Annotated in this window: 24 protein-coding genes and 1 tRNA gene; 13 read left to right on the plus strand and 12 right to left on the minus strand. The window is 59.6% G+C overall.

Features of this window, described 5'->3' with window-relative positions:
• Positions 1–14 precede the first annotated feature (14 nt).
• The 13 genes from ruvA to nadA all read left to right on the plus strand — a co-directional run bounded on the left by ruvA (position 15) and on the right by nadA (position 10191).
• The gene (gene ruvA, locus KW841_RS16180; protein ID WP_116582961.1) at positions 15–623 is read left to right on the plus strand and encodes a Holliday junction branch migration protein RuvA; all 609 of its coding nucleotides are present in this window, start codon (positions 15–17) and stop codon (positions 621–623) included.
• A complete protein-coding gene (ruvB, locus tag KW841_RS16185; protein WP_015096600.1) occupies positions 624–1685 on the plus strand; it encodes a Holliday junction branch migration DNA helicase RuvB in 1062 nt (353 codons plus the stop codon).
• 127 nt (positions 1686–1812) lie between these two features.
• On the plus strand, positions 1813–2280 hold the full coding sequence (ybgC, locus tag KW841_RS16190) for a tol-pal system-associated acyl-CoA thioesterase (RefSeq protein ID WP_007977322.1): 468 nt from the start codon (positions 1813–1815) through the stop codon (positions 2278–2280).
• Positions 2270–2965: a protein TolQ gene (tolQ, locus tag KW841_RS16195; RefSeq protein WP_007977321.1), complete on the plus strand. Its 696-nt coding sequence runs from the start codon at positions 2270–2272 to the stop codon at positions 2963–2965. Before ybgC ends, tolQ begins: the two co-directional genes overlap by 11 nt.
• 23 nt (positions 2966–2988) lie before the next feature.
• Positions 2989–3441, plus strand: a complete 453-nt coding sequence (gene tolR / locus KW841_RS16200) for a protein TolR (RefSeq protein WP_162130292.1) — start codon at positions 2989–2991, stop codon at positions 3439–3441.
• On the plus strand, positions 3441–4520 hold the full coding sequence (tolA, locus tag KW841_RS16205) for a cell envelope integrity protein TolA (RefSeq protein WP_218477973.1): 1080 nt from the start codon (positions 3441–3443) through the stop codon (positions 4518–4520). The genes tolR and tolA overlap by 1 nt, the downstream gene beginning before the upstream one ends.
• Positions 4521–4537: 17 nt before the next feature.
• Positions 4538–5818, plus strand: a complete 1281-nt coding sequence (gene tolB, locus KW841_RS16210) for a Tol-Pal system beta propeller repeat protein TolB (RefSeq protein WP_162831820.1) — start codon at positions 4538–4540, stop codon at positions 5816–5818.
• A gap of 52 nt (positions 5819–5870) precedes the next feature.
• The gene (gene pal / locus KW841_RS16215) at positions 5871–6368 is read left to right on the plus strand and encodes a peptidoglycan-associated lipoprotein Pal (protein WP_003178634.1); all 498 of its coding nucleotides are present in this window, start codon (positions 5871–5873) and stop codon (positions 6366–6368) included.
• Positions 6369–6374: 6 nt separating this feature from the next.
• Entirely contained in the window at positions 6375–7214 is an 840-nt protein-coding gene (ybgF, locus tag KW841_RS16220) for a tol-pal system protein YbgF (protein WP_218477975.1), read from the plus strand.
• Between the two features lie 167 nt (positions 7215–7381).
• On the plus strand, positions 7382–8029 hold the full coding sequence (gene queE, locus KW841_RS16225) for a 7-carboxy-7-deazaguanine synthase QueE (RefSeq protein ID WP_007977310.1): 648 nt from the start codon (positions 7382–7384) through the stop codon (positions 8027–8029).
• 1 nt (position 8030) lies between these two features.
• A complete protein-coding gene (gene queC / locus KW841_RS16230) occupies positions 8031–8723 on the plus strand; it encodes a 7-cyano-7-deazaguanine synthase QueC (RefSeq protein ID WP_126047263.1) in 693 nt (230 codons plus the stop codon).
• A 63-nt stretch (positions 8724–8786) separates the two neighbouring features.
• Positions 8787–8862 (plus strand) — tRNA-Lys (locus KW841_RS16235).
• A gap of 270 nt (positions 8863–9132) precedes the next feature.
• Positions 9133–10191 (plus strand): quinolinate synthase NadA, encoded by a 1059-nt coding sequence (nadA, locus tag KW841_RS16240; RefSeq protein WP_007995624.1) that lies wholly within the window; start codon positions 9133–9135, stop codon positions 10189–10191.
• A 135-nt stretch (positions 10192–10326) separates the two neighbouring features.
• Here the strand turns inward: nadA and KW841_RS16245 are convergent, their stop codons facing one another.
• From KW841_RS16245 to arcD, 12 genes are all read right to left on the minus strand, one after another.
• Positions 10327–10815, minus strand: coding sequence for an RDD family protein (locus KW841_RS16245; RefSeq protein ID WP_218477976.1), 489 nt, complete (start codon positions 10813–10815; stop codon positions 10327–10329).
• A gap of 95 nt (positions 10816–10910) precedes the next feature.
• The gene (locus KW841_RS16250; RefSeq protein WP_007977299.1) at positions 10911–11123 is read right to left on the minus strand and encodes a cold-shock protein; all 213 of its coding nucleotides are present in this window, start codon (positions 11121–11123) and stop codon (positions 10911–10913) included.
• Between the two features lie 403 nt (positions 11124–11526).
• Complete coding sequence (gcvT, locus tag KW841_RS16255) at positions 11527–12651, minus strand: glycine cleavage system aminomethyltransferase GcvT (protein ID WP_218477978.1); 1125 nt, start codon at positions 12649–12651, stop codon at positions 11527–11529.
• Positions 12652–12687: 36 nt separating this feature from the next.
• Complete coding sequence (locus tag KW841_RS16260) at positions 12688–14064, minus strand: L-serine ammonia-lyase (RefSeq protein ID WP_015096592.1); 1377 nt, start codon at positions 14062–14064, stop codon at positions 12688–12690.
• Positions 14065–14268: 204 nt separating this feature from the next.
• Positions 14269–17121: an aminomethyl-transferring glycine dehydrogenase gene (gene gcvP / locus KW841_RS16265; RefSeq protein ID WP_007977292.1), complete on the minus strand. Its 2853-nt coding sequence runs from the start codon at positions 17119–17121 to the stop codon at positions 14269–14271.
• 11 nt (positions 17122–17132) lie between these two features.
• Positions 17133–17516, minus strand: a complete 384-nt coding sequence (gene gcvH / locus KW841_RS16270) for a glycine cleavage system protein GcvH (protein ID WP_015096590.1) — start codon at positions 17514–17516, stop codon at positions 17133–17135.
• Positions 17517–17971: 455 nt separating this feature from the next.
• A complete protein-coding gene (locus tag KW841_RS16275) occupies positions 17972–19480 on the minus strand; it encodes a sigma-54-dependent transcriptional regulator (protein ID WP_218477980.1) in 1509 nt (502 codons plus the stop codon).
• Positions 19481–19682: 202 nt separating this feature from the next.
• Positions 19683–20045 (minus strand): DUF5064 family protein, encoded by a 363-nt coding sequence (locus KW841_RS16280; protein WP_102698365.1) that lies wholly within the window; start codon positions 20043–20045, stop codon positions 19683–19685.
• A 12-nt stretch (positions 20046–20057) separates the two neighbouring features.
• Positions 20058–20987 carry a carbamate kinase gene (arcC, locus tag KW841_RS16285; RefSeq protein ID WP_218477982.1) on the minus strand — a complete coding sequence of 310 codons (930 nt, stop codon included), beginning with the start codon at positions 20985–20987 and terminating at the stop codon, positions 20058–20060.
• A gap of 192 nt (positions 20988–21179) precedes the next feature.
• The gene (locus KW841_RS16290; RefSeq protein WP_007974406.1) at positions 21180–22190 is read right to left on the minus strand and encodes an ornithine carbamoyltransferase; all 1011 of its coding nucleotides are present in this window, start codon (positions 22188–22190) and stop codon (positions 21180–21182) included.
• A 68-nt stretch (positions 22191–22258) separates the two neighbouring features.
• Positions 22259–23515 carry an arginine deiminase gene (arcA, locus tag KW841_RS16295; RefSeq protein ID WP_218477985.1) on the minus strand — a complete coding sequence of 419 codons (1257 nt, stop codon included), beginning with the start codon at positions 23513–23515 and terminating at the stop codon, positions 22259–22261.
• 33 nt (positions 23516–23548) lie between these two features.
• Positions 23549–24976: an arginine-ornithine antiporter gene (arcD, locus tag KW841_RS16300; protein ID WP_218477993.1), complete on the minus strand. Its 1428-nt coding sequence runs from the start codon at positions 24974–24976 to the stop codon at positions 23549–23551.
• Positions 24977–25392: the final 416 nt, after the last annotated feature.

A 25392-nucleotide genomic window follows, 5' to 3' on the forward strand; every position in this document is an offset into this window, starting at 1 on the left:
CAAGGATTTGTAACGTGATTGGACGTTTGCGCGGCACCCTGGCTGAGAAGCAGCCTCCACACTTGATTCTGGATGTGAACGGTCTGGGTTATGAACTCGAAGTGCCGATGACGACCCTCTATCGCTTGCCGTCGGTCGGTGAGCCGCTAACCTTGCACACCCATTTGGTCGTGCGCGAAGACGCACAGTTACTCTATGGTTTTGTCGGCAAGCGTGAGCGCGACTTTTTTCGCGAATTGATCCGCCTCAATGGTGTCGGGCCGAAACTGGCGCTGGCCTTGATGTCGAGTCTGGAAGTCGACGAACTGGTTCGTTGCGTACAGTCCCAGGACACTTCGGCGCTGACCAAGGTGCCAGGCGTGGGCAAGAAAACCGCCGAACGATTGCTGGTGGAACTCAAGGATCGCTTCAAGGCCTGGGAAACCGTACCGGCCATGTTCGCCCTGGTGCCGAACCAGCCGGATGGACCGGCCCCGGTGAACACTGCCGAGACTGACGCGGTCAGCGCCTTGATTTCCCTGGGCTACAAGCCGCAGGAAGCCAGCAAGGCGGTGTCTGCGATCAAGGAGAAAGGTTTGAGCAGTGAAGACATGATCCGCCGCGCCTTGAAGGGAATGATCTAAGTGATTGAAGCTGATCGTCTGATCGCTGCCACGCACAGTCCGCGTGAGCGCGAAGAAGTCCAGGACCGGGCCATTCGCCCGGTCAGCCTGGCGGAATACATTGGCCAACCGACCGTTCGCGAGCAGATGGAGTTGTTCATTCAGGCGGCTCGCGGTCGTAACGAGTCCCTGGATCACACGCTGATCTTCGGGCCGCCGGGCCTGGGCAAGACCACCCTCGCCAACATCATCGCCCAGGAAATGGGGGTGTCGATCAAGAGCACTTCGGGACCGGTGCTGGAGCGTCCGGGTGATCTCGCCGCGCTGTTGACCAACCTTGAGCCTCACGATGTGTTGTTCATTGACGAAATCCATCGCCTGTCGCCCATCGTTGAAGAAGTGCTGTACCCGGCCATGGAGGACTTTCAGCTCGACATCATGATCGGTGAAGGTCCGGCCGCGCGGTCAATCAAGCTTGATCTGCCGCCGTTCACCCTGGTCGGCGCAACGACTCGGGCAGGCATGCTGACCAACCCGTTGCGCGACCGTTTCGGCATCGTTCAACGTCTTGAGTTCTACAATAACGCCGACTTGTCGACGATCGTCAGTCGTTCGGCGAGCATCCTTGGTTTGCCGTTGGACCCGGAAGGCGCCTTCGAGATCGCCCGCCGTGCCCGTGGCACGCCCCGGATTGCCAACCGACTGTTGCGCCGGGTACGAGATTTCGCCGAAGTTCGCGCCAAGGGGCATATCACCAAGCCGATTGCCGACCTGGCGCTGAACCTGCTGGACGTCGACGAACGCGGCTTCGATCACCAGGACCGGCGTCTGCTGCTGACCATGATCGAGAAATTCGATGGCGGGCCGGTCGGGGTCGACAGCCTGGCCGCCGCCATCAGCGAAGAGCGTCACACCATTGAAGACGTACTTGAGCCTTACCTGATCCAGCAGGGTTACATCATGCGCACGCCAAGGGGGCGAGTGGTGACGCGGCATGCCTATCTGCATTTCGGTTTAAACATTCCGTCACGATTGGGCGAAATGCCCGTGGCAGACGAGTTCCTCGGTGCCAGTGACGATTAATTAACGTTGCGTGCTGATTTTTTCGGGCAATGTAGGGTCCCAGCACCGTACTTTCGCAAGAAAGCCGCAGATCAATGAAAAACAGTTGCCTGGCCGGATTGGCAACCTGAGGAGTAAGCACTAGAGTATGCGCGCGCAAAACGGGCTTGAGCCATTCGCACATCGTTGTCGCGTTTATTACGAGGACACCGATGCGGGCGGCATCGTGTATTACGTCAATTACCTCAAGTTTATGGAACGGGCTCGAACCGAGCGGCTGCGAGACCTGGGCTTTGCCCAATCGCAACTGGCAGGGGAGGACCTGTTGTTCGTCGTGCATTCCAGCGAAGCGCGCTACCACGCGCCGGCGCGACTGGACGACGAACTGCTGGTAAGCGCTGAAGTAAGCGAATTGAACCGTGCCAGCCTGCGCTTCAAGCAGCAGGTCAGGCGGGCAACGGATAATGTGCTGCTCTGCGAAGGGCAGTTTCTGGTGGCCTGTGTGCGCACTGAAAGTTTGAAACCCCGGGCCATTCCCGAAGCTCTACGAGCGGCCTTTGCCGACGTGAGCGGCGCGGGTACACACTCAAAGCAGGAGATAAAGCGTGGAAGCTAACGTCGTCGACCATTCCTCCATGTGGAGCCTGGTCAGCAATGCCAGTATCGTGGTGCAACTGGTAATGCTGACCCTGGTAGCCGCATCGGTGACCTCGTGGATCATGATCTTTCAGCGCAGCAACTTGCTGCGCGCCGGTCGACGTGCCCTGGAGAGCTTTGAAGAGCGCTTCTGGTCGGGTATCGACCTGTCCAAGCTGTACCGCCAGGCCGGCAGCAACCCGGACCCTGATTCGGGTGTCGAGCAAATCTTCCGTGCCGGTTTCAAGGAATTCTCCCGCCTGCGCCAGCAGTCAGGCGTTGACCCGGAAGCGGTCATGGAAGGCGTGGCCCGTGCCATGCGCGTTGCGATTTCCCGCGAGGAAGAAAAGCTCGAACAGAGCCTGCCCTTCCTCGCCACTGTCGGTTCCGTCAGCCCCTACATCGGCCTGTTCGGTACCGTCTGGGGGATCATGAACTCCTTCCGTGGCCTGGCCACCGCCCAGCAAGCGACCCTGGCCACTGTGGCCCCGGGTATCGCCGAAGCACTGATCGCCACGGCCATCGGTCTGTTCGCGGCCATTCCAGCCGTTATCGCTTACAACCGTTTTGCTGCTCGCAGCGAAACCCTGCTGGGCCGCTACTACACCTTCGCCGACGAGTTCCAGGCGATCCTGCACCGCAAAGTGCACACCAGCGAAGAATAAGCAGGTAATTCCCAATGGCTTTAATCGCTCGAGCTCGCAAAAAGCGCAAGCCGGTCGCCGAGATGAACGTGGTGCCTTACATCGACGTGATGTTGGTGCTGCTGGTCATCTTCATGGTGACCGCGCCGATGCTCAATCAGGGCGTGAAAGTTGATCTGCCCAAGGTTTCCAGCGAAGCCTTGCCGCAGGACAACAACACCCAGGTCCTGACCATTTCCATCAAATCCGACAAGACCTACTACTGGAACCTTGGCAGCGAAGTCGACACGGACAAGCAGCAGGACCGGGCCATGACGTTGCCGCAGATGACTGACGCCGTGACCAAGATCATTCGCGTCGGCAATGAAAACGGCAAGCACACCCAGGTCTTCATTCGCGGCGACAAATCCGTCGATTACGGTTCCGTCATGGGGGCCATGGGCGGGTTGCAGAAAGCCGGGGTCGGTAATGTTGGCTTGATTACCGAGGCGCCCTGATGCAGCAACAGCGAGAGCCGTCCGCCTCGGAAAGCTACTTCTGGCCTAGTGTCTGGGCGATTGGCTTGCACGTGCTGGTGTTCGGCATGTTGTTCGTCAGTTTTGCCTTTACCCCGGAGCTGCCGCCGGCCAAGCCGATTGTCCAGGCGACCTTGTACCAGCTGAAATCGAAAAGTCGGGCGACCACCCAGACCAATCAGAAGATTGCCGGTGAGGCGCAGAAATCTGCTGCACGTCAGACCGAAGTCGAGCAGATGGAGCAGAAAAAGGTCGAGCAGGAAGCGGTGAAGGCTGCGGAACAAAAGAAAGAAGAGGCGGCTCAAAAGGCCGAGGAAGCCAAGAAGGCCGACGAGGCGAAGAAAGCGGACGAGGCGAAAAAGGCTGATGAAGCCAAGAAAGCCGACGACGCGAAGAAAGCCGCGGAAGCCAAGAAGGCAGAAGAGAAACAATTGGCTGATATAGCCAAGAAGAAATCTGAAGAAGAAGCCAAGAAGGCTGCTGAAGAAGAGGCCAAGAAAGCGGCCGCTGAAGAAGCCAAGAAAAAGATCGTCGAAGACGCGAAGAAGAAAGCCGCGGAAGACGCCAAGAAGAAAGCCGAGGCTGAAGAGGCGAAGAAGAAAGTCGCCGAGGAAGCGAAGAAGAAAGCTGCTGCCGATGCTGCGAAGAAGAAATCGCAGGACGCGGCACGTAAATCCGCCGAAGACAAAAAGGCTCAGGCCCTGGCAGATTTGCTTTCCGACACGCCGCAGCGTCAGCAGGCCTTGGCCGATGAGCAGGGCGACGAAGTCGCCGGCAGTTTCGATGACCTGATTCGTGCGCGTGCAGCGGAAGGCTGGGCTCGTCCACCTTCGGCACGTAAAGGCATGACGGTCGTGTTGCAGATCGGCATGTTGCCGGACGGTACGGTGACCTCGGTCAGCGTGTCCAGGTCCAGTGGCGACGGCCCGTTTGACGCCTCGGCTGTTGCAGCAGTGAAGAATATTGGACGTTTGACAGAAATGCAGGGAATGAAGCCGAGTGATTTCGCTCCGTATCGTTCATTCAAGATGACATTCACACCTGAGGATCTAGCCTTGTGAGAAACCTTCTTCGAGGAATGCTGGTCGTTATCTGCTGCATGGCAGGGATGGCGATGGCAGATGAGAAAAACATTCTGGTTACCAGCGGCAGCGATCGGGCGACCCCGATCGCCGTTGTACCGTTCGGCTTCCAGGGCGGTAGCGTGCTGCCGGACGACATGGCGGAAATCATCGGTAACGACCTGCGCAACTCGGGTTACTACTCACCGATTCCAAAGCAGAACATGATCAGCCAGCCGAGCCAGGCCGGCGAAATCATCTTCCGTGACTTCAAGGCACTAGGTGCCCAGTACGTCATGGTCGGCAGCATTGTTCCGGCGGGCGGTCGCCTGCAGGTGCAATATGCACTGTTCAACGTAGCCACCGAGCAGCAAGTGCTGACCGGCAGCGTGTCGGGCGGTGTCGATCAGTTGCGCGACATGGCGCACTACATCTCTGACCAGTCGTTCGAAAAACTCACGGGTATCAAGGGTGCCTTCTCGACTCGCCTGTTGTACGTAACGGCCGAGCGTTTCTCCGAGAACAACACTCGCTACACCCTGCAGCGTTCGGACTACGACGGTGCTCGCGCCGTGACCCTGCTGCAATCGCGTGAGCCGATCCTGTCGCCGCGTTTCGCACCGGATGGCAAGCGCATCGCTTATGTCTCGTTCGAGCAGAAGCGTCCGCGTATCTTCATGCAGAATATCGACACCGGTCGCCGTGAGCAGATCACCAACTTCGAAGGCCTGAACGGTGCACCTGCCTGGTCGCCGGATGGCAATCGCCTGGCGTTCGTGCTGTCCAAAGACGGCAACCCGGACATCTATGTGATGAACCTGGGCTCGCGTCAGATCAGCCGCGTCACCAATGGTCCTGGTATCAACACCGAACCGTTCTGGGGCAAGGATGGCTCGACCATCTACTTCACTTCCGACCGTGGCGGCAAACCGCAGATCTACAAGACCAGCGCCGGTGGCGGCGGTGCCGAACGCGTAACTTTCGTCGGCAACTACAACGCCAACCCTAAATTGTCGGCTGATGAAAAGACGCTTGTCATGATTCACCGTCAGGATGGCTTCACCAATTTCAAGGTGGCGGCCCAGGATTTGCAGCGCGGTAGTGTAAAAATCCTCACTGATAGCACTCTGGACGAGTCGCCTACTGTCGCGCCCAACGGCACCATGGTAATCTACGCCACCCGCCAGCAGGGCCGGGGAGTCTTGATGCTCGTGTCCATAAATGGACGCGTAAGGCTCCCGCTTCCTACCGCACAAGGCGAAGTCAGAGAACCTTCCTGGTCCCCTTACCTGAACTGACGCGGCGCTATACGTTTTACTTAACACACTGGGGTTCATTAGGAGTTTCACGATGGAAATGCTGAAGTTTGGTAAATTTGCTGCGCTGGCACTGGCCATGGCTGTAGCTGTAGGTTGCTCGTCCAAAGGCGGCGACAATGCCGGTGAAGGCGCGGTAGATCCAAACGCTGGTTATGGCGCAAACACTGGTGCAGTTGACGGCTCCCTGAGCGAAGAAGCTGCACTGCGCGCTATCACCACTTTCTACTTCGAATACGACAGCTCGGACCTGAAGCCAGAAGCCATGCGCGCTCTGGACGTTCACGCCAAAGACCTGAAAGCAAACGGCGCTCGCGTTGTTCTGGAAGGCAACACCGACGAACGTGGTACTCGTGAGTACAACATGGCACTGGGCGAGCGTCGTGCGAAAGCCGTTCAGCGTTACCTGGTACTGCAAGGTGTTTCCCCAGCTCAGCTGGAACTGGTTTCCTACGGCGAAGAGCGTCCAGTTGCTACCGGCAACGACGAGCAGTCCTGGGCTCAAAACCGTCGCGTCGAACTGCGTAAGTAATTCGTCATGCGAACGTGCCGTCGTGCTGTAACTGTTCTGGCTCTCAGTCTCGCGCCGCTTGCGGCGTGGGCTGCGGTTCCTGTGGTCGATAATGACTCCGGCTATAACAATAGCGGGAGCAGTTATCCGCCTGCAGGTTACGGTACGAACGGCGCCTATGCCGGGGGAGGGGTTTCGACCCCTGTCTCGGCACAGGGCCAGCTGTTCAACCAACTGCAACAAATGCAGGAGCAGATCTCGCGCCAACAGGGTGTGATCGAAGAACTGCAAAATGATGTAGCGCGCATGAAGCAGGAAAGCCTGGAGCGATACCAGGATCTTGATCGGCGCATAGGATCCGGCGTTGCACCAGCCGCGACTCCTGAAAATTCTTCCACCGGTGGTGACGTGAACACCGCCGGTGCAGCCGCAGGTGCAGCAGCTGGCGCAACCGCCGCTCAAGCACCTGCCGCGGGTAGCGAACCGGCAGATCCGGCGAAGGAAAAGCTCTATTACGATGCTGCCTTCGACCTGATCAAGGCCAAGGATTTCGACAAGGCCAGCCAGGCTTTCGCCGCATTCCTGCGCAAATACCCGAACAGTCAGTACGCGGGCAACGCCCAGTATTGGCTGGGCGAAGTGAACCTGGCCAAGGGCGATCTGCAAGGTGCAGGTCAGGCCTTTGCCAAGGTTTCGCAGTTGTATCCCAAGCACGCCAAGGTGCCTGATTCGCTGTACAAGCTCGCAGATGTAGAGCGCCGTCTCGGTCATACCGACCGGGTCAAAGGCATTCTGCAGCAGGTCGTGTCCCAGTATCCGGGCACTTCCGCTGCTCAGCTGGCACAGCGTGATCTGCAGAAAATGTAAGGCGGCTTGAGCCGTTTCAAAGAAACCCGCGCTCGTCGCGGGTTTTTTCGTTAGAATTCACCCCCTTTTTTCTGAAACACGCTTTTTGGGATCTGCGCATTGCCGGGGTTCCTTGAAGTGCCTGACGGAGGCGGACAGCCTGTTTAGCTGTTACGCCCGTGGCGACTATGCAAGACACATTGAGAATCACCGAAGTTTTCTACTCGTTGCAGGGTGAAACTCGGACTGCCGGTCTGCCCACGGTTTTTGTGCGCCTGACCGGTTGCCCGTTGCGTTGCCAATACTGCGACAGCGCCTACGCGTTCACCGGCGGAACCATTCGCACCCTCGACGACATCCTCGAGCAGGTCGCCGGTTTCCGCCCGCGTTATGTCTGTGTCACGGGTGGCGAGCCCCTGGCGCAACCCAACGCCATTCCCTTGCTCAAGCGCTTGTGCGACGCCGGTTACGAAGTGTCACTGGAAACCAGTGGCTCTATCGATATCTCGCCGGTAGATTCCCGGGTCAGTCGCGTTGTCGACCTGAAAACCCCGGGTTCGAAGGAAGCGCACCGCAATCGCTACGAAAACATCGAGCTGCTCACGCCCAACGATCAGGTGAAGTTTGTCATCTGTTCGCGGGAGGACTATGACTGGTCCGTTTCCAAACTGATTCAGTACGGTCTGGACCAGCGCGCCGGCGAAGTCCTGTTTTCGCCAAGTCACCATGACCTCAATGCCCGGGATCTGGCGGACTGGGTGGTGGCGGACAACCTGCCAGTGCGTTTGCAATTGCAGCTGCATAAATATCTATGGAATGACGAGCCGGGGCGCTGAAATGACTGAACAACTCAACACTGCTGAAAAACGTGCGGTCATCCTGCTGTCCGGTGGCCTGGACTCGGCGACCGTGGTGGCCATGGCGCGCGCCGAAGGCTACAGCTGCTACACCATGAGCTTCGACTACGGTCAGCGCTCTCACGCCGAACTGCACGCCGCCGAACGCGTGGCGCGGGATCTGGGTGTGGTCGAGCACAAGGTGATCGGCCTGAACCTGAACGGCATGGGCGGCTCGGCGCTGACCGACCGCAGCATCGATATACCGGAAGAGCTGGGTGAGGGCATTCCTGTCACTTACGTGCCTGCGCGTAACACGGTGTTCCTGTCCCTGGCCTTGGGCTGGGCTGAAGTGCTCGGTGCGCGGGACATCTTCATCGGCGTCAATGCGGTGGATTACTCCGGTTACCCGGACTGCCGTCCCGAGTTCATCGAGTCGTTCGAGCGCATGGCCAACCTGGCAACCAAAGCCGGCGTGGAAGGCAATGGCTTCCGCATTCAGGCGCCGCTGCAAAACCTCAGCAAGGCGCAGATTGTCCAGGCGGGCGTGAAGCTTGGCGTGAACTACGGGCTGACTGTTTCCTGCTATCAGGCCGACGATGATGGCCGTGCGTGCGGCAAATGCGACAGCTGCCGACTGCGCGCGGAAGGCTTTGCAGCGGCCGGAATCAGCGATCCAACACCTTATTTTTGATTTTTTTCAAAATAGGTGTTGAATAGTCCTTAAAAATCAGTATTATACGCGCCACCACACAGCGGGTCGTTAGCTCAGTTGGTAGAGCAGTTGGCTTTTAACCAATTGGTCGTAGGTTCGAATCCCACACGACCCACCATTTTTAGCAGTTTTAAAAGTCTGGAAGGCCCACGCAAGTGAGGATTTCCGGATTTTTTTTTGCCTGCGATTCAAGTCCGCCTCGCTTCGGGCTGCTGCGCAAGGCGCAGGTCAGAATCATCTTTTGCATCTGTCGGATATTCTGTAGCCTTGCGCAGCTTCAACGCTGTCCGTGCCTGATGAATACCCACTTTCCCGGCGGTACCCTGAAGGGTCCGGAGCCGGGTGTATACTCGACTTTCGCGCGAATGCGCTTGCAGGTCTTGCGAACATGACGCAAATATCCGAACGCCTTCTGGTTCAAGCCCACCTCGACGCCAAACAGCCCAAACCGCTGACCGCCGATGAAGAGGCTTACTACCGTGCCGCCATCGCTGCCGAGCTCAAGGCTCAGGACGCGGTGCTGGTGGCCCACTTCTATTGTGACCCTGTCATTCAGGCGCTGGCCGAAGAGACGGGGGGCTGTGTCTCCGACTCGCTGGAGATGGCCCGCTTCGGCAATGCCCATCCGGCCAAGACCGTGGTGGTCGCCGGCGTGAAGTTCATGGGGGAGACGGCCAAGATCCTCAATCCGGAAAAACGCGTGCTGATGCCGACCCTCGAAGCGACCTGTTCGCTCGACCTGGGGTGCCCGGTGGACGAGTTTTCCGCGTTCTGCGATCAACACCCGGAGCGCACGGTCGTGGTGTACGCCAACACTTCCGCTGCGGTAAAAGCCCGCGCGGATTGGGTGGTGACTTCAAGCTGTGCACTGGAAATCGTCGAAAGCCTGATGGACAACGGCGAGACCATCATCTGGGGCCCGGACAAGCACTTGGGCACCTACATCCAGCGTCAGACCGGTGCCGACATGCTGCTGTGGGACGGTGCCTGCATCGTTCACGAAGAGTTCAAGTCCAAGCAGCTTGAAGACATGAAGGCGCTGTACCCGGATGCGGCGATCCTGGTGCACCCGGAGTCGCCGACGTCGGTGATTGAACTGGCCGACGCCGTGGGCTCCACCAGCCAGTTGATCGCGGCGGCACAGAGCTTGCCGAACAAGACGCTGATCGTTGCCACCGACCGCGGCATCTTCTACAAGATGCAGCAGCTGTGCCCGGACAAGGTCTTTATCGAAGCTCCGACGGCGGGTAACGGCGCGGCGTGCCGCAGTTGTGCACATTGCCCGTGGATGGCCATGAACACCCTTGAGCGCACGCTCAAGGCGTTGAAAGAAGGCGCGAACGAGATCTTTGTCGATCCGGCGCTGATCCCGCAGGCGATTCGACCGCTCAAGCGGATGCTGGACTTTACCCAGGCGGCGCGGATGAAACTGGCCGGGAACGCCTGAGGTTTATCAGGCAGGTCGCAAAAATTGTGGGAGCGAGCTTGCTCGCGATAGCGGCGTATCAGTCACCATCAAAATTGACTGACACTACGCCATCGCGAGCAAGCTCGCTCCCACAGTGGTTTCTGCGTCGGGAAATTATTTGGTCTTCTTTGGGATCCGCACGATCTGGGTATTGGAATACATGTCATGCCAGCTGCGTTGCTGTTTGTCGAACAGCGACCAGAAGAACCCAAGGCCAACACACAGCAAGGAAGCGATCGACACCACAAAGCGCAACAGCGCCTGCCACAGGCTGATGGATGAGCCGTCGGCGTTCTGTACGCGAATGCACCAGACCTGCATGCCCAGGGTCTGACCCGACCAGGTCCAGAATTTGGCGAAGAAGCCGAACAGTACGAACAGCAGGACTGTGGAGAGCAGGGGATCGCCGTCCAGCGCGCCGGCTTCGGTAAGGGTGCGCATCCTTTCTTCGCCGATGATCGCCATCTGGATCATCTTGTAGAGGCCGCTGGTGACGATCAGCAGGGCGGTGCACAGCAGGAAATCATAGAACATGGCTGCCAGACGACGACCCAGACCAGCGGCAGGAAAGTCGCCCTGGGGAGTAAGCAGGTGTTTCGACATGGCAGGCTCTCGGCGGAAAAAGAAGCCATTTTACGGATTTACGCGCACAAAAAAGCCCCTGATGTCAGCATCAGGGGCTTTTTCGTTACAGAAGATTAGGCTTCTGCTTGTACTTCGTCAGCCTGCATGCCTTTCTGGCCCTGCACGGCGATGAAAGTCACTTTCTGGCCTTCTTTCAGGCTCTTGAAGCCGTTGCCCTGGATGGCGCGGAAATGCACGAACAGATCCGGACCGCTTTCAGGAGTGATAAAACCAAAACCTTTCTCGTCGTTAAACCACTTGACGGTACCGCTCTGACGTTGGGACATTTCTTATTTCCTTTGACGCAAAAAATTAATGACAGTCTCCTTCTCATGAAAGAGTACTGGGGCTGGTTGCAGGAGAGTAAGAAGACGTCGAACGGGATGTAGCTAACTTGTAGGCTACTGCCCAGGTCACGATTCCAAGCGACCCATGCAAACACAGTGAACAAACTCTACGCCAACTACGGGAGAAAAAACAAGCCCTGTGAAGGCCCCGTATTTCCTCAGGTTGATGGCAAAGTCAGTCCACTAGTGGGGCCTTATACGCTAGCGCTGTTCAAATGTTTTCGATCGTTATAAGCAAAGTTCATAATCGAAGCTTAGAGCCAAACAATGCACTATTTTATGGCGGTTGCGTTACACATTAGTGCACAGTTAACGCAACCGCGTTACTTATAGGAACATTCAATCAGCCGCGATAGTAGCGTTGTGGAACAAATGGCATTTTGCTTACAAGCAAAGGCACCTTTTTCCCACGCACAATCGCCCAGACGGGTGTGTCCAGTGCGATATAGGCACTGTCGACATAACCCATGGCCAGCGGCCCACCCAGGGTCGGCCCGAAACCGCCGCTGCAGACGCTACCGATGATGTCGCCGGCTTCGTTGACGATCTCGGCACCCTCGCGCACCGGTGTGCGTTCCTGCGGTAACAGGCCGACGCGTTTGCGGCTGACACCTGCCTGTTGCTGGGCGAACACGGTTTCGGCGCCAGGGAAGCCGCCGGCCCGAGCGCCATCGGCGCGACGCGGCTTGGAGATCGCCCACAGCAGGCTCGCTTCGATCGGGCTGGTCTCGGTGTTCATGTCATGCCCGTACAGGCACAAGCCCGCCTCAAGGCGCAGGGAGTCGCGGGCGCCAAGGCCGATGGCGGCCACTTCCGGTTCGGCCAGCAGGGCGCGAGCCAGGGCTTCGGCGTTGGCGGCGGGGACGGAAATTTCGAAACCGTCTTCGCCGGTGTAACCCGAGCGGCTGACAAAACAGTCCACGCCCAGCAGCTTCACGGGGGCGAACTGCATGAAGGTCATCTTGGCCACTTCAGGTGCCAGGCGCGCCAGTACCGTCACGGCTGCCGGACCTTGCAGGGCGAGCAATGCGCGCTCCTCGAACAACGGCTCGATCGTGCACTGCTCACCGATGTGCTTGCGCAGGTGGGCCAGGTCCTGATCCTTGCAAGCGGCGTTGACCACCAGGAACAGTTCGTCGTTGCCCAGGTTGGCGACCATCAGGTCATCGAGGATGCCGCCCGTCGCATTGGTGAACATCGCGTAACGCTGCATGCCCACCGGCAGGTCGATGATGTCCACCGGCACCAGGGTTTCCAGGGCCTTGGCGGCATCGGCGCCGGTCAGGCGGATCTGGCCCATGTGCGAGACATCGAACAGCCCGGCCTGGTCGCGGGTGTGCTGGTGTTCTTTCATCACGCCCAGCGGGTATTGAACCGGCATGTCATAGCCGGCGAACGGCACCATGCGCGCGCCGAGTTCGATGTGCAGTGCGTGCAACGGGGTTTTCAACAGTTGTTCGGTGGACATATTCAGCTCCTGAAGAAGGGTGCAGATGAGCGCGCATCAGCACTCGATAATGTTGACCGCCAAACCGCCACGGGCGGTTTCCTTGTATTTGCTTTTCATGTCGGCGCCGGTCTGGCGCATGGTGCGGATGACCTTGTCGAGGGAGACGAAGTGTTGCCCGTCGCCGCGCATGGCCATGCGCACGGCATTGATGGCCTTGACCGAACCCATGGCGTTGCGCTCGATGCAAGGCACCTGCACCAGCCCGCCAATCGGGTCGCAGGTCAGCCCGAGGTTGTGTTCCATGCCGATTTCCGCGGCGTTTTCCACTTGCTGCACGCTGCCACCGAGTACTTCGCACAAGGCGCCGGCGGCCATCGAGCAGGCGACGCCGACTTCACCCTGACAGCCGACTTCGGCGCCGGAAATCGAGGCGTTTTCCTTGTACAGAATGCCGATGGCGGCGGCAGTGAGCAGAAAGCGCACCACCCCGTCGTCATTCGCGCCGGGGATAAAACGCATGTAGTAATGCAGCACCGCCGGAATGATCCCGGCCGCACCATTGGTGGGCGCCGTGACCACGCGTCCGCCGTTGGCGTTTTCTTCGTTGACGGCCAGGGCGTACAGGTTGACCCAGTCCAGCACTGACAGCGGATCGCGCAAGGACGATTCAGGGTTGCTGCACAATTGCCGATGCAGCGCTGCCGCCCGGCGCTTGACCTTCAAGCCACCGGGCAGGATGCCTTCATTACGGCAACCGGCGGCGACGCAGTCCTGCATGACCTGCCAGATCTTCAGCAGGCCGGCGCGGGTTTCCGCTTCCGGGCGCCAGGCGCTTTCGTTGGTCAGCATCACCTGGCTGATCGACAGGCCGTATTTGGCGCAATGAGCGAGCAAGTCCTTGGCGCTTTTGAAGGGGAAGGTCAGGGGCGTGGCGTCTTCGACGATGCGGTCGGCGCCAGCGGCGTCCTCATCAACGACAAACCCGCCACCCACCGAGTAGTACTCGCGGCTGCGGATCTGCAAACCCGCCGCATCGAAGGCGCGAAAAATCATGCCGTTGGGGTGGTAGGGCAACGGTTTGCGAATCATCGCCAGGTGTTCTTTCTCGTTGAACGCGATGCTGTGTTCGCCGAGCAGGTTCAAGCGTGCGTTGCTGCGGATCTCTTGCAGGCGCGCAGCGACGGTTTCGGTATCCACGGTGTCCGGGTGTTCGCCTTCCAGGCCCAGCAGCACAGCCTTGTCACTGCCGTGGCCTTTGCCGGTGGCGCCGAGCGAGCCGTACAGCTCGACCTTGACGCAGGTGGTGGCCGTCAGCAGCCCTTCACGGCGCAGGCCTTCGACGAAGCGCACAGCGGCGCGCATCGGGCCGACGGTGTGGGAGCTGGAGGGGCCGATGCCAATCTTGAACAGGTCGAACACGCTTAACGACATGGTGGTTCTCCGGTTTCTTGTTATAGGAATTCACGGAACATAAGACTTGGCACAGATCCCTGTGGGAGCGAGCTTGCTCGCGATAGCGGTCGTTCAGTCGACATTGATGGTGGCTGTCAGTCCGTCATCGCGAGCAAGCTCGCTCCCACAGGGTTGTGGGGTGTTCTGGAAATCGGGGGCGGGATCAACCGCCCCCTGATTGCTTTAAGCGTAGCTTTCGATCGACGGGCAGGCGCAGACCAGGTTGCGGTCGCCGAACACATTGTCGACGCGACCGACCGGCGGCCAGTACTTGCCTTCGATCAGCGACGCAACCGGGTAAACCGCTTGCTCGCGGCTGTACGGGTGCGACCACTCGCCCACCAGTTCCTTGGCGGTATGAGGAGCGTTTTTCAGCGGGTTGTCGTCCTTGTCCAGGGTGCCGTTTTCCACCGCGCGGATTTCTTCGCGGATGCGGATCATGGCGTCGCAGAAGCGGTCCAGTTCTTCCTTGGATTCGCTTTCGGTCGGCTCGATCATCAGCGTGCCGGCTACCGGGAACGACATGGTCGGCGCATGGAAACCGAAGTCGATCAGGCGCTTGGCGACGTCATCGACGCTGATGCCGCTGCTGTCTTTCAATGGACGCAGGTCGAGGATGCATTCGTGCGCCACCAGGCCGTTGCTGCCGGTGTACAGCACTGGATAGTGCTCTTCGAGGCGACGGGAGATGTAGTTGGCATTGAGGATCGCCAGCTGCGAAGCACGCTTGAGGCCCGCGCCACCCATCATGCGAATGTACATCCAGGTGATCGGCAGAATGCTCGCGCTGCCGAACGGTGCCGCACAAACGGCGCCTTCCTTGCGCTCCATTTGCGCGTGGCCCGGCAGGAACGGCGCCAGGTGCGATTTCACACCGATCGGGCCAACGCCCGGGCCGCCACCACCGTGCGGGATGCAGAAGGTCTTGTGCAGGTTCAGGTGCGACACGTCGCCACCGAACTTGCCTGGCGCGCAGAGGCCGACCATGGCGTTCATGTTGGCGCCGTCGATGTACACCTGGCCACCGTTGTCATGAACGATGCCGCAGATTTCGCGGATGCCTTCTTCGAACACGCCGTGGGTCGACGGGTAGGTGATCATCAACGCGGCGAGGTGTTCGCGGTGCTCGATGGCCTTGGCGCGCAGGTCTTCGATGTCGACGTTGCCACGGGCATCGCACGCGGTCACGACCACACGCATGCCGGCCATCTGAGCGGTGGCCGGGTTGGTGCCGTGGGCCGACGACGGGATCAGGCAGATGTCGCGGCGGTCTTCGCCACGGCTCTGGTGGTAGGCACGGATCGCCAAGAGACCTGCGTATTCACCCTGGGAACCGGCGTTCGGTTGCAGCGAAACCGAATCGTAGCCGGTCGCTGCGCACAGCATGGCTTCCAGTTCGTCGGTCAATTGCTGATAGCCGGCGCTTTGCTCGGCCGGGGCGAACGGGTGCAGAGCACCAAACTCGGCCCAGGTCACCGGGATCATTTCGCTGGCGGCGTTGAGTTTCATGGTGCACGAACCCAGCGGGATCATGGTGCGATCCAGCGCCAGGTCCTTGTCCGCCAGTTTGCGCAGGTAGCGCATCAGCTCGGTTTCCGAGTGATAGCGGTTGAACACCGGGTGGCTGAGAATCGGCGACTGACGTACCAGCGCGGCCGGGATGGCGCTCTGCACCGAGGCGGCGAGGGCGGCGAAGTCCGGCAGGGCCTTGCCGTCGGACAGCAGGCTCCACAGGGTTTCAACGTCGGCCTGAGTGGTGGTTTCGTCCAGGGACAGGCCCAGGCGCTCACCATCGACCACGCGCAGGTTGATGCGCTGGGCGTGCGCCTTGTCGTGCAGGGCGGCGGTTTGAGCGCCGGTCTTCACGGTCAGGGTGTCGAAGAAGTTCGCTTGCTCGACGTTCAGACCCAATGCGCTCAAGCCTTTGGCCAGGATCGCAGTCAGGTGGTGCACGCGATTGGCGATCTGCGTCAGGCCTTTCGGACCGTGGTACACGGCGTACATGCTGGCGATGTTGGCCAGCAGCACTTGCGCGGTGCAGATGTTCGACGTGGCTTTCTCGCGACGGATGTGTTGCTCGCGGGTCTGCATGGCCAGGCGCAGGGCCGGGTTGCCGAAACGGTCTACGGAAACACCGACCAGGCGGCCCGGCATGTCACGCTTGAAAGCATCCTTGGTGGAGAAGTACGCCGCGTGCGGACCACCGAAGCCCAGCGGCACACCGAAACGCTGTGCGCTGCCGATGGCCACGTCGGCACCGAATTCGCCCGGTGCGGTCAGCACGGTCAGGGCCAGCAGGTCGGCCGCCACGGCGACCAGGGCGTTGGCGGCGTGGAAGCGTTCGGTCAGCTCGCGGTAATCGAACACGTCACCGTTGCTTGCTGGGTATTGCAGCAGGGCGCCAAAGAACGGCGTCACGTCGGTCAGTTCACGCTCGTCGCCAACCACCACGTCGATGCCCAGAGGCTCGGCACGGGTGCGCAGTACGTCGAGGGTCTGCGGGTGGCAATGCACGGAGGCGAAGAACTGATGGCTGCCTTTGTTCTTGCTCAGGCGTTTGCAGAAGGTCATGGCTTCGGCAGCGGCGGTGGCTTCGTCGAGCAGCGAGGCGTTGGCGATCGGCAGGCCGGTGAGGTCGCTGATCAGGGTCTGGAAGTTCAGCAGCGCTTCGAGACGGCCCTGGGAGATTTCTGGCTGGTACGGGGTGTAGGCGGTGTACCAGGCCGGGTTTTCCAGCAGGTTGCGCAGGATCGGCGACGGCGTGTGGGTGCCGTAGTAACCCTGGCCGATGAAGGTCTTGAACAGCTGGTTTTTGCTCGCGATGGACTTGATCAAGGCCAGGGCATCGGCTTCGCTCAGGCCGTCTTCCAGGCCGAGGACGCTGGTGCCCTTGATGCTCTCGGGAATCACGCTGGCGCTCAGGGCTTCCAGGGAGTCGAAGCCGAGGCTGTTGAGCATGGCTTGCTCGTCACCGGCGCGCGGGCCGATGTGACGGGCGATGAATTCATTGGCGGTGGTCAGATTGATCTGGGTCATGTCAGTGCTCCTCAGGCTTCGGCTTGGGCTTTGATCAGGCGGTCGTAGGCGTCCTGGTCGAGCAGTTGGCCGACAGCGCAGGCATCGGCAGGTTTGAAACGGAAGAACCAGCCTTCGCCCAGCGGATCTTCGTTGACCAGCTCAGGGCTGCTGTCCAGCGCCGGGTTCACTTCCAGCACTTCGCCGTCCAGCGGCATGTACACGCCGCTGGCAGCCTTTACCGATTCCACGGTGGCGGCTTCGGCGCCTTTGTCGTAGGACTGCAGCTCAGGCAGTTGAACGAAAACCACGTCGCCCAGGGCGTTCTGTGCGAAAGCGGTGATGCCGACCGTGACGCTGCCGTCAGCTTCGGTGCGCAGCCATTCGTGATCTTCAGTAAAACGCAACTCGCTCATGGAAACTCCTAAGGGGCCAGACTCGTCTGGTGGACGCGATTGAATGCTTGGGCGATGCCCTGGTGATGGAGAACTACATAGCAAGAACGCGGCCAACGTTGTTTTTATTGTTATTGATCAATGATTTAGGAGATTTCGACAAAGGCTGAAATTCATTCGCTGTAGCGAAATCGATACGGCATATGTCAATGATAAAAGCCGAGGTGGATCAAAGCCTTGCACAGCCGTGACCGGAGAGGGGTGTAGCGATATCGTTCCGCTGTAGCGCTTTCAGTACAGGTGGAGGTCGTTTTTGGCGCGATTTCATGTCGAACACAAAAAACTGTGGGAGCGAGCTTGCTCGCGATGAGGGCGTGTCAGTCGACATTTTTGTTGAATGTGACTCCGCAATCGCGAGCAAGCTCGCTCCCACAGTGGTTCGGTGCTGCTGGTGAGTAACATGTTCCGGCAGTGCCTCAGGCCTTGCCTGGAATGCCGTACTTGCGCAGCCGATGGGCAATCGCGGTGTGGGAGGTTTGCAGGCGGGTCGCCAGTTGCCGGGTCGAGGGATAGCTGACGTAGAGTTTTTCCAGCAGGGTTTTCTCGAACTCGTCCATGGCCTGTTCCAGGCTGTCGACGTCATGGTCGCTCTGGCGCGCCACCGAGGTGCCGGCGATGTCGAGGTCGCCAATGTCCACCAGGCTGCTTTCGCAAATCGCCGCGGCACGGAAGATCACGTTCTGCAATTGCCGCACGTTACCCGGCCAGCGGTTGCCCAGCAGCGCCGGGTAAGTGCCCGGCGCCAGGCGACAGATCGGTCGCTGGATCTGTGCACAGGCCTGCTGCATGAAGTAGCGGGCCAGCAGCAGAATGTCCTGGCCGCGCTCGCGCAGGGGCGGGACTTCGACGTTGAGGACGTTGAGGCGATAGAACAGGTCTTCGCGGAACAGGCCTTCGCTGACCATTTTTTCCAGGTCGCGGTGGGTCGCGCTGAGGATCCGTACGTTGACCTTGACCTCACGGTCGCCGCCGACCCGGCGAAAACTGCCGTCGTTGAGGAAACGCAGCAGCTTGGCCTGCAAATACGGCGACATCTCGCCGATTTCATCGAGAAACACCGTGCCCTGGTTGGCCAGTTCCATCAACCCCGGTTTGCCACCGCGTTGCGCGCCGGTGAAAGCGCCGGGGGCGTAGCCGAACAGTTCACTTTCGGCGAGGTTCTCTGGCAATGCCGCGCAGTTCAACGCCAGAAAGGGTGAACTGTGTCGGGCGCTGATGGCGTGACAGGCACGGGCTACCAGTTCCTTGCCGGTGCCGGTTTCGCCCTGGATCAGCAGCGGTGCATCGAGGGCCGCCACCCTCTGCGCGCGTGCCTTGAGGGTGCGGATCACCGGGGACTCACCGAGCAGTGCATCGAAACCTTCGGCGTGGTCATGGTGCAGTGCGGAAAGACGTTCGCCGATGCGGTTCGGCTGGTACAGGGTCAGCAGGGCGCCGGCGTCAGTGATCGGTGTGGCGTCGAGCAGGAAGGTCTGGCCATTGACGATGATTTCCCGCAGGGGCAGGCGAAAGCCGTGTTCGAGCAGGGCGTCGAGCAAGGCCGGGTCGGCAAACAGCTCGGCCACACTTTCACCATTCGGTTCGCGGCCGTACAGGGCGATCAACGCCGGGTTGGCCAGCAGCACCTTGCCGTCGCTGTCCAGTGCCAGCACCGGGTCGGTCATGGCGGCCAGCAACGCGTCGAGCTGCAAGTGCCGACGCTGGCCGGGCAGGATATCGACCACCGTCACCGCTTGCACGCCACGCACGCTGAACAGGGCATCGCGCAGTTCCTCAAGGACTTGCGGGCTCAGGGTCGGGGCGTCGATATAAACATTGGGCGGGACCATTTCCACCGCATCCAGATTCAGATTGCGCCCGCCAAGCAGGGCCAGGACTTCCTGGGTAATACCGACGCGGTCGATGAAGCTGACGTGGATACGCATGGGGCGGTTTCGGGTTCTGCAGTGCGGAGGGTGGCAAGTATGCCTTGGGGCGGGCTAATGGTGAAATCCTGCGCGGACTTCAATAGAGCGAGGATCCCCCCTGTGGGAGCGAGCCTGCTCGCGAAGGCGTCGTGTCAGGCACCATTGATAGTGACTGATACACCGCTTTCGCGAGCAGGCTCGCTCCCACAGGGAATGTGGGCTACTCGAATTTCTCGAGATCTATCGGGTCGCCGGATTTCATATTCAGTTGCGTGCGGATGTCTTCGAACATCAGGTCGTAATGTTCGTGTGACGAACCAATGGCGATTTTTTCTTTGGGAATGCCATATTTCTCGGCGATTTTCGTCACATTGCTGGCGAAGTTGTAGGCTTCCTCCTTGGGCAGGAAGAAGGGCTCCTTCAGGTCCTTGCCCTGAATGCTGCCATGCATGGTGAACTGAATGCCTTTTTCCCCTTTGGGGTTCTTGCTGACTTCATAGTCTAGGTGAATGTTGTAGCTCACATCATCCTTGTTCAGCGCATGGCGCTCGATGTGCAAGTGACCTGGATCAAACGTTGCCATAAACGCCTCTCTCTACAAGTAAGTAATGCCGGCGGTCGCCGTACTGATGCGCGTACCGGCCTTGCCCTGGACGATCGCTTCGATGTCCGCGAGCGAGCCGATCACCGCCACTTTTCCAGTATGGCGCGCGAATTCGCAGGCTGCCTGCACCTTCGGTCCCATGGAGCCGGCGGCGAAGCCGAGTTTTTCCATTTCGTCGGGGTGCGCCTGGGCGATGGCTTTCTGCGAGGGTTTGCCAAAGTCGATGAAAGCGGCGTTGACGTCGGTGGCGATCACCAGCAGATCGGCTTCAAGCTGTTCGGCCAGCAGCGCCGAGCACAGGTCCTTGTCGATGACCGCTTCGACGCCCTCGAGTTTGCCGGGCGAGGTATACATGGTCGGAATGCCGCCGCCGCCGGCGCAGATCACGATGCTGCTTTTTTCCAGCAGCCATTTGATCGGACGGATTTCGAAGATGCGCTTGGGTTTCGGGCTGGCGACCACGCGGCGGTACTTGTCGCCGTCCGGGGCAATGGCCCAGCCTTTTTCGGCGGCGAGTTGTTCCGCCTCGGCCTTGCTGTAGACCGGGCCGATGGGCTTGGTCGGGTTCTTGAAGGCCGGGTCATTGGCATCGACTTCGACCTGGGTCAGCAGGGTCGCGAAGGGCACTTCGAAGTCCAGCAGGTTGCCCAGTTCCTGTTCGATGATATAGCCGATCATGCCTTCGGTTTCGGCGCCGAGCACGTCCAGCGGGTAGGGCGAAACCGAGGTGTAGGCCGCTGCCTGCAATGACAGCAGGCCGACCTGGGGGCCATTGCCGTGGGCGATGACCAGTTGGTTGCCGGGATGGATCTTGGCGATCTGTTCGGTGGCGATCCGGATGTTGGCGCGCTGGTTGTCAGCGGTCATCGGTTCGCCGCGGCGGAGCAGGGCATTACCGCCCAGAGCAACGACGATACGCATGGTGTCAGTCCTTCTAAGCAAAGAGGTTGCAAGCAACGCGGTCTTTTCTGTGGAACCCGGACCAGTGTGGGAGCGGGCTTGCTCGCGAATACGGCGTGTCAGTCGACATCATTGTTGTCTGATACACCGCTTTCGCGAGCAAGCCCGCTCCCACAGAGGGGCGTGTTCCGTCAGTGGGAGCCGAGTCAGCCGTTAAAGGTCAGCCAGCGTCGACACCAGAATCGCCTTGATGGTGTGCATGCGGTTTTCCGCTTGCTCGAAGGCGATGCAGGCCGGCGACTCGAACACGTCATCGGTCACTTCGATGCCGTTGCTCAGGTGCGGGTACTGCTCGGCAATCTGCTTGCCGACTTTGGTATCACAGTTGTGGAATGCCGGCAGGCAGTGCATGAACTTGGTGCGCGGGTTGCCGGTGGCTTTCATCAGTTCGGCGTTGACCTGATACGGCAGCAGTTGCTGGATGCGTTCGGCCCAGGCTTCAACCGGTTCGCCCATCGACACCCAGACATCGGTGTGGATGAAGTCGACGCCCTTGACCGCCGCTTTCGGGTCTTCGGTGAGGGTGATGCGTGCGCCGCTTTCTTCACCGTACTGTTTGCAGCGGGCGACCAGGTCGTCCGCCGGCCACAGGGCTTTTGGCGCGCAGATGCGCACGTCCATGCCGAGCTTGGCGCCGATCAGCAACAGCGAGTTACCCATGTTGTTGCGCGCGTCGCCGAGGTAGGCGTAGCTGATTTCGTGGATCGGTTTGTCGGCGTGTTCACGCATGGTCAGCACGTCGGCGATCATTTGTGTCGGGTGATATTCGTCGGTCAGGCCGTTGAACACGGGTACGCCAGCGAACTTGGCCAGCTCCTCGACGATTTCCTGCTTGAAGCCACGGTACTCGATGGCGTCGTACATGCGCCCGAGCACGCGGGCGGTGTCCTTCATGCTTTCCTTGTGGCCGATCTGCGAGGAGTTCGGGTCGATGTAGGTGACGTTGGCGCCCTGGTCATAGGCTGCAACTTCGAACGCACAACGGGTGCGGGTCGAGGTTTTTTCGAAGATCAGCGCGATGTTGTTGCCCTTGAGATGCTGCTGTTCGGTGCCGGTGTACTTGGCACGCTTGAGGTCGCGGGACAGGTCGAGCAGGTAGCGCAATTCGCGAGGGGTGTGGTGTTCCAGGCTCAGCAGATTGCGGTTATGGATGTTGAACGCCATTTTGGATCTCCTAAGGTGTCGGTTATCCCCTTGGCCCGAACTCGGTAAGTGCGGGCCAAGGTAATAGGTTAGTAGTCGATCGGATCGCGGATGATCGGGCAGGTCATGCAATGGCCGCCGCCCCGTCCCCGGCCGAGTTCGCCGGCGCTGATGGTGATGACCTCCACCCCGGCCTTGCGCAGCAGGGTATTGGTGTAGGTATTGCGGTCGTAGCCGATGACCACGCCCGGCTCCACGGCCACCACGTTGTTGCCGTCGTCCCATTGCTCGCGTTCGGCGGCGAAGCTGTTGCCGCCGGTTTCTACCACGCGCAACGCTTTGAGGTTGAGTGCCTGGGCGACGGTGTCGAGGAAGTTGGTGTCTTCGCGTCGGATGTCGATGCCGCCGGCCTTGCTTTCATCGGGACGCAGGGTGAAGGCGACAATCTGGTTCACCACTTCCGGGAAGATCGTGACGAGGTCGCGATCGCAGAAGCTGAACACGGTGTCCAGGTGCATCGCCGCGCGGGATTTCGGCAGGCCGGCGACTATCACTTTCTCGGCGGCCTTGTTCTTGAACAGGTTCACCGCCAGTTGGGCAATGGCCTGGCGCGAGGAGCGCTCGCCCATGCCGATCAACACCACGCCGTTGCCGATCGGCATCACATCACCGCCCTCAAGGGTGGAGTTGCCATGCTCCTTGTCCGGGTCGCCGTACCAGATCTGGAAGTCGGCGTTGGTGAACTCGGGGTGGAATTTGTAGATGGCGGTGGCCAGCAGGGTTTCCTGACGGCGCGCCGGCCAGTACATCGGGTTGAGGGTAACGCCACCGTAGATCCAGCAGGTGGTATCGCGGGTGAACTGGGTGTTGGGCAGCGGCGGCAGGATGAAGCTGGAGTGGCCGAGGAAGTCGCGGAACATCTCGATGGCCTTGCCGCCGAAACTGGTCGGCAAGTCGTCGCCCGATACGCCGCCGATCAGGAATTCGGCGATGTGACGTGGCTCCAGGCTGCGCAGCCACGACGCGGTTTCGTTGATCAGGCCCAGGCCCACCGAGTTGGCGGTGATCTTGCGTTCCAGAATCCAGTCCAGGGCTTCGGGAATGGCGACGATGTCGGTCAGCAGGTTGTGCATTTCCAGCACGTCGACGTTACGTTCGCGCATCTTGGTGACGAAGTCGAAGTGGTCGCGCTTGGCCTGGGCCACCCACAGCACATCGTCGAACAGCAGTTCATCGCAGTTGTTCGGGGTCAGCCGCTGATGGGCAAGTCCTGGGGAGCAAACCATGACTTTGCGCAGTTTGCCGGCTTCGGAATGGACGCCGTACTTAACTTTTTCCGTGGTCATTACAGTGATCCTCCAGATGACAAAACAATTGCATTACAGGGTCAGGAAGCCGTCGTAGAGACCGTAGGCCGCCACCACGGCGCCGACGACCACCGCAGCGAAAATCAGCTTCTCGACGTTGGTGAAAACCGGTTTGTCAATTTCCAGCTTGGCCTTGGCGAACAGGATCACGCCGGGGGCGTAGAGCAGGGCGGACAGCAGCAGGTATTTGGTGCCGCCGGCGTACAGCAGCCAGATCGCGTAGACCAGGGCCACGGCGCCGATGATGAGATCTTTCTGCCGACCGCCCGACGCGCCCTCGTAGGTTTCGCCCCGCACGGCCAACAGCAGTGCGTAGGCCGCCGACCACAGGTACGGCACCAGGATCATCGAGGTGGCGAGGTAGATCAGCGACAGGTAAGTGCTGGCCGAGAACAAGGTGATGACCAGGAAGATCTGCACCATGGCGTTGGTCAGCCACAGGGCATTGACCGGTACATGGTTGGCGTTCTCCTTGCGCAGGAACGCCGGCATGGTGTGGTCCTTGGCAGCGGCGAACATGATCTCCGCACACAGCAGCACCCACGACAGCAAAGCCCCCAGCAGCGAGATGATCAGGCCGACGCTGATCAGTACTGCGCCCCAGTGGCCGACCACATGCTCCAGCACCGCCGCCATCGACGGGTTCTGCAATTTGGCCAGTTCCGGCTGGGTCATGATCCCCAGCGACAGCACGTTCACCAGCACCAGGAACAGCAGCACGGTGATAAAGCCGATCACGGTGGCTTTACCCACGTCGCTGCGCTTTTCCGCCCGGGCCGAAAAGATGCTCGCGCCTTCGATGCCGATGAACACCCACACGGTGACCAGCATCATCTTGCGCACCTGGTCCATCACGCTGCCCAGGTCCGGATTCTTGAGGCCCCAGATGTCAGCGGTGAAGATGTCCAGTTTGAAGGCGAACAACGCGATCAACATGAACAGCACCAGCGGCACGATCTTGGCGACGGTGGTCACCAGGTTGATGAACGCGGCTTCCTTGATGCCTCGCAGTACGAGGAAATGCACGGCCCAGAGCAGCACCGAGGCACCGATCACGGCAGCAGGGGTATTCCCCTCCCCGAATAGCGGAAAGAAGTAGCCGAGCGTGCTGAACAGCAAGACGAAGTAACCGACGTTGCCCAGCCAGGCACTGATCCAGTATCCCCAGGCGGACGAGAAGCCCATGTAGTCGCCGAAACCGGCCTTTGCGTAGGCGTAGACCCCGCCGTCCAGGTCGGGTTTGCGATTGGCCAGGGTCTGGAACACGAACGCCAGGGTGAGCATGCCGACGGCGGTGATTGCCCAACCGATCAGAATGGCGCCGACATCGGCACTGGCGGCCATGTTTTGCGGCAAGGAAAAGATCCCGCCACCAATCATCGAACCGACGACTAATGCAACCAGTGCGCCGAGTTTGAGTTTTCCGGGAGCTTCAGACATTGCATGACTCCAATGCAGGAGAAGAGAGGCCAGCAGATTAATTCCGTTGGTTATCCAATCAGCTGACTTGGATCACTAAATGAGAGCGCTCCCAGTTTGTTGGCGGAGTGCCATCATTTCAAGGCGGCTGCTTGTAATGCCTGATTTAGAGCCTTTGAGTGGATTATTTCAGTTGTTTTGTATTCTGTTTCGAATTATGACGCTAGTTGGTTTTTCAGAATTCGCCAATCTTTCTCACGGGTTTTTTGTACAAAATTGATGTATTGGAAAAGCGTATACAGCAAATGATTATATCGGCGCCTTTAATAGCCATTTTGTGCAAGTAAAAAGACATGGGTTGGCGTTATCCAATAAACGTTATTACGCTTCAACAGTTTAGTTGACGCCCGATATGTGACGATCTCGCGGCAGTTGTC

Origin of the sequence: Pseudomonas sp. PDM28 (assembly GCF_019219115.1) — a bacterium.
GTDB lineage: Bacteria > Pseudomonadota > Gammaproteobacteria > Pseudomonadales > Pseudomonadaceae > Aquipseudomonas > Aquipseudomonas laurylsulfatiphila.

Coding starts and splice junctions, on each gene's coding strand:
- ybgC (WP_007977322.1), top strand. CDS start 1,813: ATGCGCGCGCAAAACGGGCTTGAGCCATTCGCACATCGTTGTCGCGTT.
- tolA (WP_218477973.1), top strand. CDS start 3,441: ATGCAGCAACAGCGAGAGCCGTCCGCCTCGGAAAGCTACTTCTGGCCT.
- tolB (WP_162831820.1), top strand. CDS start 4,538: ATGCTGGTCGTTATCTGCTGCATGGCAGGGATGGCGATGGCAGATGAG.
- pal (WP_003178634.1), top strand. CDS start 5,871: ATGGAAATGCTGAAGTTTGGTAAATTTGCTGCGCTGGCACTGGCCATG.
- ybgF (WP_218477975.1), top strand. CDS start 6,375: ATGCGAACGTGCCGTCGTGCTGTAACTGTTCTGGCTCTCAGTCTCGCG.
- queE (WP_007977310.1), top strand. CDS start 7,382: ATGCAAGACACATTGAGAATCACCGAAGTTTTCTACTCGTTGCAGGGT.
- queC (WP_126047263.1), top strand. CDS start 8,031: ATGACTGAACAACTCAACACTGCTGAAAAACGTGCGGTCATCCTGCTG.
- nadA (WP_007995624.1), top strand. CDS start 9,133: ATGACGCAAATATCCGAACGCCTTCTGGTTCAAGCCCACCTCGACGCC.
- KW841_RS16245 (WP_218477976.1), bottom strand. CDS start 10,815: ATGTCGAAACACCTGCTTACTCCCCAGGGCGACTTTCCTGCCGCTGGT.
- KW841_RS16250 (WP_007977299.1), bottom strand. CDS start 11,123: ATGTCCCAACGTCAGAGCGGTACCGTCAAGTGGTTTAACGACGAGAAA.
- gcvT (WP_218477978.1), bottom strand. CDS start 12,651: ATGTCCACCGAACAACTGTTGAAAACCCCGTTGCACGCACTGCACATC.
- KW841_RS16260 (WP_015096592.1), bottom strand. CDS start 14,064: ATGTCGTTAAGCGTGTTCGACCTGTTCAAGATTGGCATCGGCCCCTCC.
- gcvP (WP_007977292.1), bottom strand. CDS start 17,121: ATGACCCAGATCAATCTGACCACCGCCAATGAATTCATCGCCCGTCAC.
- gcvH (WP_015096590.1), bottom strand. CDS start 17,516: ATGAGCGAGTTGCGTTTTACTGAAGATCACGAATGGCTGCGCACCGAA.
- KW841_RS16275 (WP_218477980.1), bottom strand. CDS start 19,480: ATGCGTATCCACGTCAGCTTCATCGACCGCGTCGGTATTACCCAGGAA.
- KW841_RS16280 (WP_102698365.1), bottom strand. CDS start 20,045: ATGGCAACGTTTGATCCAGGTCACTTGCACATCGAGCGCCATGCGCTG.
- arcC (WP_218477982.1), bottom strand. CDS start 20,987: ATGCGTATCGTCGTTGCTCTGGGCGGTAATGCCCTGCTCCGCCGCGGC.
- KW841_RS16290 (WP_007974406.1), bottom strand. CDS start 22,190: ATGGCGTTCAACATCCATAACCGCAATCTGCTGAGCCTGGAACACCAC.
- arcA (WP_218477985.1), bottom strand. CDS start 23,515: ATGACCACGGAAAAAGTTAAGTACGGCGTCCATTCCGAAGCCGGCAAA.
- arcD (WP_218477993.1), bottom strand. CDS start 24,976: ATGTCTGAAGCTCCCGGAAAACTCAAACTCGGCGCACTGGTTGCATTA.